14 protein-coding genes and 1 pseudogene are annotated in these 12,851 nt (G+C 68.9%); 2 read left to right on the plus strand and 13 right to left on the minus strand.

Annotated elements, in window-relative coordinates:
- The 5 genes and pseudogenes from TL10_RS24970 to dprE2 form a co-directional block, all read right to left on the minus strand.
- Positions 1 to 330 (minus strand): annotated as a pseudogene (locus tag TL10_RS24970) (HNH endonuclease signature motif containing protein); the annotation flags it as partial.
- 140 nt (positions 331 to 470) lie between these two features.
- Positions 471 to 1,193 carry a cobalt-precorrin-6A reductase gene (locus TL10_RS24975; RefSeq protein WP_043987796.1) on the minus strand — a complete coding sequence of 241 codons (723 nt, stop codon included), beginning with the start codon at positions 1,191 to 1,193 and terminating at the stop codon, positions 471 to 473.
- Positions 1,193 to 1,948, minus strand: a complete 756-nt coding sequence (cobM, locus tag TL10_RS24980) for a precorrin-4 C(11)-methyltransferase (protein WP_043987797.1) — start codon at positions 1,946 to 1,948, stop codon at positions 1,193 to 1,195. Before cobM ends, TL10_RS24975 begins: the two co-directional genes overlap by 1 nt.
- On the minus strand, positions 1,945 to 3,132 hold the full coding sequence (locus TL10_RS24985) for a bifunctional cobalt-precorrin-7 (C(5))-methyltransferase/cobalt-precorrin-6B (C(15))-methyltransferase (RefSeq protein WP_043987798.1): 1,188 nt from the start codon (positions 3,130 to 3,132) through the stop codon (positions 1,945 to 1,947). The genes cobM and TL10_RS24985 overlap by 4 nt, the downstream gene beginning before the upstream one ends.
- Positions 3,133 to 3,160: 28 nt before the next feature.
- Complete coding sequence (gene dprE2, locus TL10_RS24990) at positions 3,161 to 3,919, minus strand: decaprenylphospho-beta-D-erythro-pentofuranosid-2-ulose 2-reductase (protein WP_043987799.1); 759 nt, start codon at positions 3,917 to 3,919, stop codon at positions 3,161 to 3,163.
- 35 nt (positions 3,920 to 3,954) lie between these two features.
- Here dprE2 and TL10_RS24995 point away from each other — a divergent pair, with 35 nt between their 5' ends.
- Positions 3,955 to 4,368, plus strand: coding sequence for a F420-dependent biliverdin reductase (locus tag TL10_RS24995; protein ID WP_043395247.1), 414 nt, complete (start codon positions 3,955 to 3,957; stop codon positions 4,366 to 4,368).
- Between the two features lie 117 nt (positions 4,369 to 4,485).
- Positions 4,486 to 6,105, plus strand: a complete 1,620-nt coding sequence (locus TL10_RS25000; RefSeq protein ID WP_043987800.1) for an AMP-binding protein — start codon at positions 4,486 to 4,488, stop codon at positions 6,103 to 6,105.
- On the opposite strand, the gene TL10_RS29820 is transcribed toward TL10_RS25000, so the two are convergent.
- The 8 genes from TL10_RS29820 to TL10_RS25040 all read right to left on the minus strand — a co-directional run bounded on the left by TL10_RS29820 (position 6,102) and on the right by TL10_RS25040 (position 12,804).
- Positions 6,102 to 6,791, minus strand: coding sequence for a hypothetical protein (locus TL10_RS29820; RefSeq protein WP_052506536.1), 690 nt, complete (start codon positions 6,789 to 6,791; stop codon positions 6,102 to 6,104). The two genes, TL10_RS25000 and TL10_RS29820, sit on opposite strands and share 4 nt — an antisense overlap.
- Positions 6,792 to 6,907: 116 nt before the next feature.
- Entirely contained in the window at positions 6,908 to 7,918 is a 1,011-nt protein-coding gene (locus TL10_RS25010; RefSeq protein WP_043395242.1) for a methionine synthase, read from the minus strand.
- Between the two features lie 10 nt (positions 7,919 to 7,928).
- Positions 7,929 to 8,261, minus strand: coding sequence for an ArsR/SmtB family transcription factor (locus TL10_RS25015; protein ID WP_043987801.1), 333 nt, complete (start codon positions 8,259 to 8,261; stop codon positions 7,929 to 7,931).
- On the minus strand, positions 8,258 to 8,746 hold the full coding sequence (locus TL10_RS25020) for an SRPBCC family protein (protein WP_043987802.1): 489 nt from the start codon (positions 8,744 to 8,746) through the stop codon (positions 8,258 to 8,260). The genes TL10_RS25015 and TL10_RS25020 overlap by 4 nt, the downstream gene beginning before the upstream one ends.
- 76 nt (positions 8,747 to 8,822) lie before the next feature.
- Positions 8,823 to 9,890 (minus strand): tRNA 2-thiouridine(34) synthase MnmA, encoded by a 1,068-nt coding sequence (mnmA, locus tag TL10_RS25025; RefSeq protein WP_043987803.1) that lies wholly within the window; start codon positions 9,888 to 9,890, stop codon positions 8,823 to 8,825.
- Positions 9,891 to 9,892: 2 nt separating this feature from the next.
- Entirely contained in the window at positions 9,893 to 11,080 is a 1,188-nt protein-coding gene (locus TL10_RS25030) for a cysteine desulfurase family protein (RefSeq protein WP_043987804.1), read from the minus strand.
- A gap of 33 nt (positions 11,081 to 11,113) precedes the next feature.
- Positions 11,114 to 11,974: a lysophospholipid acyltransferase family protein gene (locus TL10_RS25035; protein WP_043987805.1), complete on the minus strand. Its 861-nt coding sequence runs from the start codon at positions 11,972 to 11,974 to the stop codon at positions 11,114 to 11,116.
- The gene (locus TL10_RS25040; RefSeq protein ID WP_043987820.1) at positions 11,971 to 12,804 is read right to left on the minus strand and encodes a GNAT family N-acetyltransferase; all 834 of its coding nucleotides are present in this window, start codon (positions 12,802 to 12,804) and stop codon (positions 11,971 to 11,973) included. Before TL10_RS25040 ends, TL10_RS25035 begins: the two co-directional genes overlap by 4 nt.
- Positions 12,805 to 12,851: the final 47 nt, after the last annotated feature.

The raw sequence follows: 12,851 nt of genomic DNA on the forward strand, positions 1-12,851 counted from the left end.
CACCTCGCCAGTCAGCGACCGCCGCGAGGCCAACAACTCAGCGTGCCTCACTCGGCGGCGAGCCTCCTCGGCACTGAGCCGGTCCCGGATGCGCAGCACGTCCGCCCAGTTCTTCGCCCCGATCTCCGTGGCGGTGGTGTGGGCCTGCAATGCGGCCACCACGGCATGATCAACGGCTTGGGCGGCGCACCGCATCTGCTCACGGTGGGACTGCACCGCCAACAACTCCGGCACCGACAACGCCATGTAGTCCACCGCCGCAACCCGCGCCTGTGCCGTGTCGAGGTCGGTGTAGACCTCCTCCACGGCGGTGGTGCTGGCAATGTCCATAGTCGAACACTAGTTCGATGCACCGACAAGAAACCGCGGGAAATGTGGCGCTAGTTACCTACTGTGACCAGCGCAAACAAAGTGACCAAAGTTTTTTGAATCGTCGGGCGACGAGCGCAGCAGCCGCGTTGCCCGGGCGCCTACAGTCCCCGCAACCACGCCACGGCTTCGTCGACTGTGGAGACTGTCGTCACGCCGTCGGGCAGCGCCGGCCGGTCCACCATGAGCACCGGAATGTTCAGCGCCGCGGCAGCATCCAACTTGGCGCGCGTCATGCCGCCGCCGCTGTTCTTGGTCACCAGGGCATCGATGCGGTGGTCAACCAGCAACGCCAGCTCGTTGTCGTAGCCGTACGGGCCACGGGAGAGCAGGATTTCGTGATCGGGTGGCAGCGTCTCGGCGTCGGGCGGTGTAACGGCACGGATCAGGAACCAGGCGTCCGACTCGCGGAACGCCGCGGTGCCGGACCGTCCCGTGGTGAGGAAGACCCGTTGGTAGCCAAGGTCTTTGACGGTCTGCGCGGCCTGCCGGTCGTCGGCGACGACGATGGCGTCGCCGTGCGGCCACGCCGGCCGAGCCAGGACCAGGTGCGGCAGCCCCAAGCCGGCACAGACCTGCGCGGCAGTGGCGGTGATGGTGGCGGCGAACGGGTGCGTGGCGTCGACGACCGCGGTGATCTCGTTGTCCTGCAGGTACGTTCGCAGGCCGTCGACACCGCCGAAACCACCGATCCGCACCGGACCCACCGGCAGCGCCGGGTCGGGGACGCGGCCGGCCAGGGAGCTGATCAGGTCGATGTCGGGGTGCAGTCGTTTGGCCAGCGCCCGCGCTTCGGAAGTCCCACCCAGCAGCAGGAGCTTCATCAGTGCGTACTCCCCCGGCGCCTACCACTGGAGTACAGGTAGCTGTCGGCAAAACCCCGGGCGCCCAACACGTCTCCGACGAAGATGACCGCGGTCTTGGTGATGCCGGCCGCCCTCGTGCGCTCGGCCAGCTCCGCCAGGGTGCACCTGACGACCTGTTCGGTCGGCCAGCTGACGAAAGCCACCACCGCACACGGGCTTTCCGGACGGTACCCGCCCTCGAGCAGTTGCGGGACGATGTTGTCGATCTGCGCTGCCGCCAGATGCAGCACCAAGGTGGCACCGGGCTTGGACAGGGTCACCAGGTCCTCGCCGTCGGGCATCGCCGTCGACAGCGTCGCCACCCGGGACAAGGTGATGGTCTGAGCCACACCCGGTACCGTCAACTCCCGCCCGAGGGCCGCGGCCGCAGCGGCGAAAGCCGGTACGCCGGGGACGATTTCGTAGTCGATACCGAGTTCGTCGAGCCGTCGGCACTGTTCAGCGACCGCACTGTAGATGGACGGGTCGCCGGAGTGCAGACGCGCCACATCGAGTCCGGCTTCGTGCGCGGCGGCCAGCTCGCCGATGATCTGCTCCAAGTTGAGCGGACCGGTGTCGACCACCCGCGCGTTCGGCGGGCACTCCACCAGCAGGTCGTCGGGCATGATTGAGCCGGCGTAAAGGCAGACCTGGCACGACTGCAGCAGCCGCTGCCCCCGCACGGTGATGAGATCGGCGGCACCGGGCCCCGCGCCGATGAAGTACACCGTCATTCTTTGACCACCGTCCACTGGGTTATCGGCAACGCCGGGCGCCAACCGGTGAAGCCACCGATCGGTTCGCCGTGATAGTGCTGGAAGCGGCGCAGGTCGCCGCCCAGCTTTGAATAGAGTTGCACCACAAAAGCTTCCGACTCCGCCGTCACTGCGTTGGCGACCAGCCGTCCACCGGATTCGAGCGCGTCGAAGCAAGCGTCGAACAGGCCCGGACGGGTCAGGCCGCCACCGATGAAGATGGTGTGCGGCGCGGGTACGTCGGCGAAACTCTCCGGCGCCGCGCCACGGACATCGACCCGCACGCCGAATGCGGTGACATTGTTGATGATCCGCTCGCGACGCACGTCGTCGCTCTCGAAGGCGACCGCGCGACCACCCGACGCCCGGCACCATTCGATTGCCACACTGCCCGAACCCGAGCCGACGTCCCACAGGATTTGGTCCGGCCGCGGCTGCAGCGTGGCCAGGGTCACCGCGCGCACGTGCTGCTTGGTGATCTGCCCGTCGTGCGCGAAAGCGGTGTCCGGCAACGCCGCTCCGATCCGCAGATCGGGGACGTACCGCACCGCAATGACATTCAACGCGTCGACGTCAGGGGCCGCCGCATTCCAATCCGCGGCAGTCATCGTGGTGACACGTTCGGCCGGCCCGCCGAGTTGTTCCAGAACGGTGAATTCCGATTGGCCGCGCCGAGCTTCGGTGAGCAGCCGGGCCAATGTCCGCGGGGTGTCGGCACCCTTGGACAGCACGATTGCGTGGCCGCCGAGCCGCATCGCGGTGTGGGGCGCGGCGTTGACAAGGCTGATCACCTCGGTGTTCTGCACGCTCCATCCCAGTCGCGCGCAGGCCAGGGTCACCGAGGACACGTGCGGCAGCACCGCCACCCGATCCCGACCGAACAGCCGGATCAGGGTGGCGCCGATGCCGTGCAGCATCGGATCACCTGAGGCCACCACGTGCACGTCGGGCAGCCCGTCGAACAACGTGGGCAGGGCCGGCAGCAGTGGCGACGGCCAAGCCCGGCGCTCGGCGGTCACCTCCGGGTCCAGCAGGTCCAGCTGCCGCGGTCCACCGAAAATCACTGTGGCGCTCAGCAGTTCATTACGCGTCGTCTGCCCGAGACCGGCCATGCCGTCGGCCCCGATACCGACGACCGTGATTTTCCCTTCGTGACCGGTCATCAGTGCCCTCTGCTCTTCGCGCAAGCGCTCATCGCGGCATCTTCCGCCAGATCGCCTTCGGCACAAACCGCGTCGCGAAGATCAGCGGCCGGATACCCCAGGGCACCCACACCGCCGACTTGCCCCTCCGCAGCGCCGTCGCGGCAGCGTCAGCGACCTGCGCGGGCGTGCTCGACATCGGCGCCGGGTCCATGCCCTCGGTCATCCGGCCGATCACGAAGCCGGGTCGCACGATCAGCAGCTGGATGCCGGTGCCGTGCAGCGCGTCGGCCAATCCGCAGGCGAAGCCGTCCAGGCCCGCCTTGGCCGACCCGTAGACGTAGTTCGCCCGGCGGACCCGGGCTCCGGCGATCGACGAGAACACCACGAGGCGTCCCCGCCCGGCAGCACGCATGCGCTGCGTCAGCAGCGTCAGCAGGTTCACCTGGGCCACGTAGTCGGTGTGCACGACGGCAACCGCGTGTGCGGCGTCATCCTCTGCCCGGGCCTGGTCACCGAGGACGCCGAACGCCAGGACCGCGGTACCGATCGGCCCGTGCTCGGCTTCGATCTCGTCCACCAGCGTCGCGTGCGAGGCCAGGTCGTCGGCGTCGAACTCGCTGGTCTGCACGTTGACCGCGCCCGCCGCCCTGACCGCGTGGACCTCGTCGGTCAGCTGGTCGGCCCGGCGGGCCGCAAGCACCACCGTGTTGCCCGGCGCCAGCCGGATGGCCAGTTCCAGGCCGATCTCGCTCCGGCCGCCGAAGATGACGACCACCTCGCCGCCAGCATCCGCCGTGTCGTTCACGGCTGCGATTATCACCTGCGCTACTTTTGACCGTGATGGCCAAGGCAACGACACGGCTCACCAGTGACGCGCTGGCATTCCTCACCGAGCGTCATCTGGCGATGCTGACCACCCTGCGATCGGACAATTCCCCGCACGTCGTGGCTGTCGGTTTCACCTTCGACCCGAAGACCCATATCGCACGCGTCATCACCACCGGTGGTTCCCAGAAGGCCCTCAACGCGGCCCAGCGTGGCGTCGCGGTGCTGAGCCAGGTCGACGGCGCCCGATGGTTGTCCCTCGAAGGCAAGTCGACGGTCAGCCATGACACCGACGACGTCCGCGATGCCGAACTGCGCTACGCCCAGCGCTACCGCACCCCACGGGTGAATCCCCGACGCGTGGTGATCGAGGTCCGGGTGGAACGCGTCCTCGGCTCCAGCGAGCTGCTGGACCGCGGCGAGGCCTAGTCCCAACGGGCCGTTGCGCTTCGCCAACGAGGTGTAACGGGCCCTGACAACCCGGCCCGGCAACGGCACCAACCGGCATGACGCACGTCTCCCCGGCATGGTTCGATCTATGACGCCATGACTATCGCCAGCCCTTTTCCCGAGGTCCAGATCCCGACGACGGCCGTCTACGAGTACGTCTTCGGCGATCTGGCCGAGTCGGATGCCGATCGCATCGCCATCACCGAGGTCGCGACCGGCGCTGAGTTCACCTACCGCGAGCTGACCACCCGGATCGAGGCGTTCGCCGGTGCGCTGGCCGCCCGAGGCCTGGGCGTCGGCGACGTGGTGGGTCTGCTGGCGCCCAACAGTGCCGCGTTCGCGGTGGCCTTCCACGGAATTCTGCGGTCCGGTGCCACGGCCACGACGATCAATGCGTTGTTCACGGCCAAGGACATCGCCAAGCAGCTGACGGACTCCCGTGCCGCCTTGCTGATCACCGTCACCGCGCTGGCGCCGCAGGCGCTGCAGGCGGCCGAGGCCGTTGGGCTGGGCGCCGACCGCATGGTCGTCCTCGACGGTCCCGGCAGCTCGGTCGACGGTCATCCGAATGCCACCGAACTGCTCGACGCCGCACTGCCCGCGCCGCGGGTCAGCTTCGACCCGGTGACCCATCTGGCGGCGCTGCCGTACAGCTCGGGCACCACGGGAAACCCCAAGGGCGTCATGCTCACCCACACGAATCTGGCGGCCAACGTGGCGCAGATTCGCCCGATCCAGGCCATGGGCCAGGATGACCGGGTGCTGGCGGTGCTGCCGTTCTTCCACATCTACGGCATGACGGTGCTGCTCAACTCCGTCCTGCACGCGCGGGCCCGGCTGGTCATCATGCCCAGCTTCGACCTCGCCCAGTTCCTCGGGACCATCCAGGACCACAAGTGCACGTTCGCGTTCATCGCGCCGCCGGTCGCGGTGGCGCTGGCGAAGCACCCGATGGTCGACTCCTACCGGCTCGATTCGCTGAAGGGGCTGATGTCGGGCGCCGCGCCGCTCGATGACGACCTCGGGATGGCGGTCGCCGACCGGCTGGGGTGCCCCATCGTCCAGGGCTACGGCATGAGCGAACTGAGCCCGGTGAGCCACTGCATGCCGTTCGACGGTGGCCGTGAACTCGTCGGCGCCGTCGCACCGTTGAGTTCGTGCGGCTGGACGGCGCCGGGCGCCGTCAGCAAGATCGTCGACCCCGATACGGGTGCCGAGATCGGCCAGCCCGAGCACGGCCTGAGCGAGGTCGGCGAACTGTGCTTCCGTGGCCCCAATGTCATGGCCGGTTACCTCAACAACGATGCCGCCACCCGCGAGACCATCGACGCCGACGGCTTCCTGCACACCGGCGACCTGGCTCGGGTCGACGCCAGCGGCTGCATCTACATCGTCGACCGGCTCAAGGAGCTCATCAAGTACAAGGGCTACCAAGTGCCGCCGGCCGAGCTCGAGGCAGTGCTGCTCACGCACCCCGGTATCGCCGATGCGGCGGTCGTCGGGGTCCGCGATCCGGATTCGGGCGAGGAAGTGCCCAAGGCATTCGTGGTGCTGCAGCCGGAGGCCACGTTGTCGGGCGACGAGATCATGGATTTCGTCGCCGGCCAGGTCGCGCCCTACAAGAAGGTCCGTCAGGTCGCGTTCATCGATGCGATCCCGAAGTCCGCGGCCGGCAAGATTCTGCGCCGCGAACTGCGCGCCATCCGCGAGGTCTAGGGCCGGATCGTCAGGCCGACATCGCGCGCGGCCTTGGCCTGGCGATAGCCGACCACCAACCCGACGAGCGGCATCAGCACCAACCCGGCCAGCCCGAACAGGTCGCCGCGCACCCCGACCGGCTCGGCGGCGGCCCACACCGGGATACCGGTGTGGTCGATGGACAGCAGATCCGCGGCGCCATCCTCGCTCGGCGCCGCCGGCGCGGGTACCTCGACGACGGGCGGCGCCACGTCCGGCGCCAACCACCAGGACCGGCCCGCCGGCGCTGTGCCGGTGTGCTGTTCGGCTACGACGACGGCCACCGGCGGGTTGACCGGCGTGGGCACCACCGCGTCCGGGCCGTCAGAGCCGCTGTTGGACTGGGCACCCGGCGCGAAGTTGTTCCGGCTGGCGTTCCCATTGCCGTTGCCATTCGACTTCGACGAATTTCCCGTGTTGGTCCGGCCCGAGGCCGACGATTTGGGGCCGGAGTTGCCGTTCCCGGCGGACCCACCGCCAGTGCCGGAGTTACCGCGCGAGGCGCTGCTCTGACCGGAACCTGCCTTGCCTGAATTGCTGTTCCCACCGTTGCCATGCGATCCGCCGGGGTCGGCGGCGGCGATCGCCGGCGAGGGGCCCACCAGCACCAGGAAGGCAGCGACCGAAAAGTTGGCGACCCTCAGCAGCGCATCGTCACAGCGCACGCCCGCCCCCGATCACTCCGGCTGAGTGGCAACCCCCTGCGCACTCCGGACCCTCATCATGGCATGTCACCATGCCCGGGTTGACGATTTCCGCGGTTCGCCGGGCAGGGCAGGGTTCAAGCGGAATCCGGGTCCTGCGCGATCCCGTCGGCGGCCTTGCGCAACAGCGTCAGTGCGCTGCGCGCCCACGTCTGCGTCGCCCCGGCCAGACCACAGGCGGGTGTCAATCCGACGCGTTCGCGTAGGACCGTGCGCGGAAAGCCGAGTCGGTCGGTGATACTCGCGGCTGCGGCGGCGACCTGCTCGACCGGGACCGGATGTTCCGGGGCGACTCCCGGCAGCACACCCAGCATGATGGTCCGGCCTGCCTCGACCCACTCGCCGATGCCGTCGAGATCAGCCGCGGTCAGCTTGGCCGCATCCACCGAGATCGCGCTGAAGGCAGTGCGCGCCAAGGTTTTCCATGGCACGTCGGTGGCACACACGTGAATACTCGCCGGTCCCCCGACGGTCGCGATGCACTGATCGAGCAGGCTCGCGGCCAACAGCGCGTCGACCGGCGCCACCGGCGACATCCGGGTCACGCCCGCCAGCCGCCCGGCCAGGGCGGCAGGCAGTGCCGGTTCGTCGAACTGCACCACCACCTCGGCGTCGCAGCGCCGCGCGACCTCGGCGCGATGGTGCGCGACGCCCTCGGCGAGTGAACCGGTCAGGTCCCGCAGCGCGCCCTGATCGGAGATGGCCCGGTGTCCCCCGGACAATTCGAGTTCGGCGGCCAACGTCAACGGACCGGGGACCTGCACCTTGATGGTCCGCCCGGTCCCGCGCAGCCCGGCCTTCTCCCACGCCTCTTCCAACGCGTCGACATCCTCGTCGAGCAGACCCGTTGCGCGGCGCACCACCGAGCTGCGGCCGGGGGCGATGCGATACCCGCGCGGAACGGTGTCCATGCCGATGTCGACCAGCAGCGCAGCTGCCCGTCCGATGATGTCGGCTCCCACACCGCGGGCGGGAAGCTCCACCAGGTGCGGCAGGGCGGGCAGCTCACCGACCACGACGGCAGCCGCTTCCCGGGCGACCGTTCCCGGCCACGAGCCGATACCGGTTGCCTGGGCGAAAATAGTCACGCGGCCAACACTATTCGATGGGCTCTTCCACGTAGCTGCGCAGGCGGTCGAGTGCCCGGTCCCAACGCTTCGACAGCGTGGTCAGGTACTCGCTGGCTTCGGCGAGCGGGTCCGGCTGGATGCGCCAGATGCGCTCGCGCCCGTGCCGGCTGCTGGTCACCAGTCCCACCGCCTCCAGCAGCAGCAGATGCTTGGTGGCCGCTTGCCGGGTCACCGGGATCACCTGCGTCACTTGTGAAGTCGAGGACGGGCCCGCTTCACACAGACGCACGACGATGCGTAACCGATTGGGGTCGCCGAGCGCGTCGAACAGTGGCGCCCGGGCGTCGGCCGTCGTACTCACACCTGCTCGTCCAGGTACTTGCGTACCAGTTTGGTCTGGGCTTCCCACCCGCCACTGTTGGCTTCGAACGCCTCGGCACGGCGGTCGGCCGGGATGTTGTCGAACCCGGATTCGACGATCCGCAGCACGACACCGTCTGCGGTGTCGGTCAGGGTGAACTCGACCAGCGTGGTCGGCTCGTTGTCGTAGTCGTCGCCCGGTTCGACGGCATACGGATGCCACCGGAACGCCAGCCGACGCTGCGACTCGACCGCGACCACGTGCCAGACCGACTTCTTCCCGGCGTGTGGTTCCTGTGCGGCAGCGACCTCGTCGTCGACCTCGGTCGGGGTGATCACGCCAGTCACCGATTCGCCGGCGACGAACGGTCCGTCGAAACGCACGCCGAACCACCGGCCGAACTCGTCGGCGTTGGCGATGGCGCGCCATACCCGGTCCAGCGGCGCGCGCAGCGTGACTTCTTTTTCGATGCGATCGGAACTCATAAGCAACCTCCCGGTTGCCTATCACGCTACGACCGCGCAGTCAGAAGCGCAACCGTTTAGTTGCCCTTGATTGGGTTCAGCGCGCGATGGTGGCGCTGCCGATGACCTCGTCACCGTCAGGGTCGCGGCGGTACAGCACCATGGTCTGACCTGGAGCGACGCCACGCAGCGGCGTGCGCAGCTGCACATCGAGCACCCCGCCGGCGAACTCGGCGACGGCGTCGGCCAACCCGCCGTGCGCCCGCACCTGGATCAGGCATTCGATGGGCCCGACCGGCGCGGCACCCGAAGTGAACACCGGACGCTCGCCGATCAACGAGTGAATCTCGAGATCTGCCACGCCGCCGACGTGCACGGTCCCGGTCTCCGCATCGATGCCGGTGACGTAGCGCGGCAGGCCGTCAGGCCCTGGGCCGGCGATGCCGAGGCCCTTGCGCTGCCCGATGGTGAAGCCATGCACGCCGTCGTGCTCCGCGAGCTTCGTGCCGCCGGCATCGACGACGGCGCCGGGACGGATGCCAATGCGGGCACCCAGGAAGGCGCGGGTGTCGCCGGACGGGATGAAGCAGATGTCGTGGCTGTCCGGCTTCTCGGCCACCGCCAGCCCACGCTCGGCGGCTTCCTGACGGATCTGCGGCTTGGGGGTGTCGCCGATCGGGAACAGCGCGTGGCTGAGCTGCTCGGCGGTCAGCACCCCGAGCACGTACGACTGGTCCTTGTCCGCGTCGACGGCACGACGGAGCCGACCGTTCTCCAGACGGGCGTAGTGCCCGGTTGCCACGGCGTCGAAACCGAGCGCCAATGCGCGGGCCGACAGCGCCGAGAACTTGATCTTCTCGTTGCAGCGCACGCAGGGGTTCGGCGTCTCACCGCGGGCGTACGACTCGACGAAGTCGTCGATGACGTCTTCCTTGAAGCGGTCCGCGAAATCCCAGACGTAGAAGGGGATTTCCAGGATGTCCGCGACCCGGCGGGCGTCCCCGGCATCCTCCTTGGAGCAGCACCCACGCGACCCGGTGCGCAGGGTGCCCGGCGCGGTGGACAGTGCCAGATGCACGCCCACGACGTCATGGCCGGCGTCGACCATGCGCGCCGCGGCCACCGAGGAGTCCACTCCCCCGCTCATCGCTACCAAAACCCGCATGACTACCTTCCCAACCCGGCACTGGCCAGTGCAGCCTGACGAGCCCGCTCGACCGCAGCCGGCAGCACAGCCAGCACGGCGTCGATGTCGGCATCAGAACTGGTGTGCCCCAACGAAAATCGGAGTGATCCGCGGGCACTGGCCGGAGCGGCGCCCATCGCGATCAAGACGTGTGACGGCTGCGCGACGCCGGCCGTACAGGCCGAACCCGTCGAGCATTCGATGCCCTTGGCGTCCAGCAGCATCAGCAGGGCATCGCCCTCGCAGCCACGAAAAGTGAAGTGCGCGTTGCCCGCAAGGCGGTCATCACCGGTGCCGCCGTTGAGCACCACATCCTCGATGCCGGACAGCACCCCGGCGACCAGGCGGTCACGCAAGGCGCCGATCCGGGTCCGGTGCGCGTCCAGGCCCTCGACCGCGACGCGCGCGGCGGTGGCCATGGCCACCACGCCCGCGACATCCGGTGTGCCCGAACGCACGTCACGTTCCTGCCCACCGCCGTGCAGCAGCGGCACGCATGCGACATCGCGGCGCAGCAGCAGCGCACCCACCCCAGTGGGGCCACCGAACTTGTGCGCCGCCACACTCAACGCGGACAGCCCGCTCGCGGCGAAATCGACCGGCACCGCACCGATCGCCTGGATCGCGTCGCTGTGCATGGGTACGTCGAATTCAGCTGCCACAGCGGCCAATTCAGCGATCGGCTGGATGGTGCCGACCTCGTTGTTGGCCCACATCACGCTGACGAGCGCGACGTCGTCGTGAGTTTCGAGAATCTCGCGCAATGCCTCGGCCGACGTGCTGCCCGTACTGTCCACAGGCAACCAGGCCACCTCCGCGCCTTCGTGCTCGACCAGCCACTCGACGGCATCGAGCACCGCGTGGTGCTCGATCGGCGACGTCACGATCCGGCGGCGTCCCGGGCAGCTGTCCCGACGCGCCCAGAAGATGCCCTTGACGGCCAGGTTGTCGCTCTCGGTGCCGCCGGCGGTGAAGATCACCTCGGAGGGCCGGGCACCCAACTGCTGGGCCAGGGACTCGCGGGCCTCCTCCATCCGGCGCCGCGCCGCCCGGCCGGAGGTGTGCAACGAGGACGCATTACCGCCGGCCGCCAGGACCGCCGTCATCGCCTCGATGGCAGCGGGCTGCATCGGGGTCGTGGCGGCGTGGTCCAGGTATGCGGGGCTCATGGCCTGTCCAGGATACCGGCCAGGCCAAACCGGTCAGGCGGCCAGCGCGTGCCCGTGAACAGCAGCGACGGGCAGCGGGCCCACCTGGTGCACCGCAGCTTGGCACCGGCCGGCCAGATCGCGGCGGTCGGCGCCGGGCAGCTGCAGCGACTGCACCTGGATGTGGCACACCGTCAGCTTGGCGGTGATGACCCGTTTGATCGACGTCAGCAGCGAGTCGTCACCGATGAACGCCGGAATGGTCGACTGCGCGCCGTCGCGGTGCCGGTACGTCAGCTGCAGCGGCTGCACCGGGCGGCCGGCGTCGACCGCGGCCTGGAACATCGCCGGGGCGAACGTGCCGTGCCCCAGACCGCACCACGTGGTGCCCTCAGGGAAGGCGACGACGGTCTGACCTGCGGTGAGCCGGTCCGCAACGGTGCGGACCACATCGGGCAGCCGGCGCAGGCTGTTGCGGTCGATCGGGATGACCTTCATCAGCCGGGCCAGGAAACCCAACGCCGGCCACTCGATCAGATCGGCACGCGCCACGAACGACCCGGGCATGACCGCGCCGATCACGAAGATGTCGACCCATGAGACATGTCCGGCGACCACCAGGACGCCGCTCAGGTTGCGGATCGGGCCGCCCGAGACAGTGATCCGGACGCCCAGGCCGCGCAGCACCAGCCGGCAGTACATCCGCTGGATGCGTGACCGGCCCGGCAACGGCACCGCCAGTAGCGGCAGGGTGGGCAGCAGCAACAACGTCATGACCAACCGCGCCGCGGTGCGCAGCGCGACGATGACCGGACGGCTGACGTGCGCAGCGTCCACCCGGATGCAGCTGGCGTCGCAGGACGCCTTGGGCAACCAGGGGTGCTCCTGCACCGTCGCGGGCGCGGGCGCAGTCACTGTCCGGCCTTGTCGGTTGCGGCGGCGGCCGAACGCAGCCGCGTCAGGTACCGGACGTCGGCCTCCCGCTTGTCCAGCAGGGCCGGGAAGTCACCGACACCGAAGTCGGGGTCGTAGGCCGGGTCGCCGCACACCTTCGCGCCCAGACGCAGGTAACCGCGCATCAGCGGCGGCACGGTCACGCGGGCCGGCGGCTCGATGTCGTCGAGCAGCTTGCCGTCGATGATCACCGGGCGGTACGGGCGCACCTTGTACTCCGAGGCGTGCCGCTTGTTGACGAAGTCGCGCACACCGCGAATCTGGGTGGCCGGGGCCTCGTCGGGGCTGCCCTGGATGGGCACCGACACGCAGCCGGTGACGTAGTCGTAGCCGCTGTGGTCCAGGTAGGCCAGGATGCCGCCCCACATGAGCAGCACGACGGCGCCGTTGCGGTGATCGGCGCGCACCACGGCGCGGCCCATCTCCACCATCGACGGGCGGATGCGGTCCAACGCGCTGACATCGAATTCGGTTGCGGTGTACAACCCGCCTGCGGCGATGGCGCCGGGCGGAGGGAGCATGCGGTAGCAGCCGACGTACTCGCCGGTGTGGTCCTCGCGGACCAGCAGGTGGTCGCAGAATTCGTCGAATCGGTCGGCGTCCCGGCCGCTTTCGAAACCGGGGCTGTCGTCGGTGAGGGTGTAACCCGGCTCCGAGGTGAACACGTGGTGACGAAGCCGTTGCGCGGCCTCGATGTGTTCGGAGTCGGCCGACAACAGCAGTGTGTACCGCGGGGTGTCGGTCGATGCAGTGGTGTCGTCAGGGGCGATGAGTACAGAACTAGTGCTCATGTTGTGCACGGTGACGGAGCCGTTGGGCGCGACGGCATCAACCACGT

The organism is Mycolicibacterium llatzerense (assembly GCF_000878195.1).
Classification (GTDB): domain Bacteria; phylum Actinomycetota; class Actinomycetes; order Mycobacteriales; family Mycobacteriaceae; genus Mycobacterium; species Mycobacterium llatzerense.

Coding starts and splice junctions, on each gene's coding strand:
- TL10_RS24975 (WP_043987796.1), bottom strand. CDS start 1,193: ATGAAGCTCCTGCTGCTGGGTGGGACTTCCGAAGCGCGGGCGCTGGCC.
- cobM (WP_043987797.1), bottom strand. CDS start 1,948: ATGACGGTGTACTTCATCGGCGCGGGGCCCGGTGCCGCCGATCTCATC.
- TL10_RS24985 (WP_043987798.1), bottom strand. CDS start 3,132: ATGACCGGTCACGAAGGGAAAATCACGGTCGTCGGTATCGGGGCCGAC.
- TL10_RS24995 (WP_043395247.1), top strand. CDS start 3,955: ATGGCCAAGGCAACGACACGGCTCACCAGTGACGCGCTGGCATTCCTC.
- TL10_RS25000 (WP_043987800.1), top strand. CDS start 4,486: ATGACTATCGCCAGCCCTTTTCCCGAGGTCCAGATCCCGACGACGGCC.
- TL10_RS25020 (WP_043987802.1), bottom strand. CDS start 8,746: ATGAGTTCCGATCGCATCGAAAAAGAAGTCACGCTGCGCGCGCCGCTG.
- mnmA (WP_043987803.1), bottom strand. CDS start 9,890: ATGCGGGTTTTGGTAGCGATGAGCGGGGGAGTGGACTCCTCGGTGGCC.
- TL10_RS25030 (WP_043987804.1), bottom strand. CDS start 11,080: ATGAGCCCCGCATACCTGGACCACGCCGCCACGACCCCGATGCAGCCC.
- TL10_RS25040 (WP_043987820.1), bottom strand. CDS start 12,804: ATGAGCACTAGTTCTGTACTCATCGCCCCTGACGACACCACTGCATCG.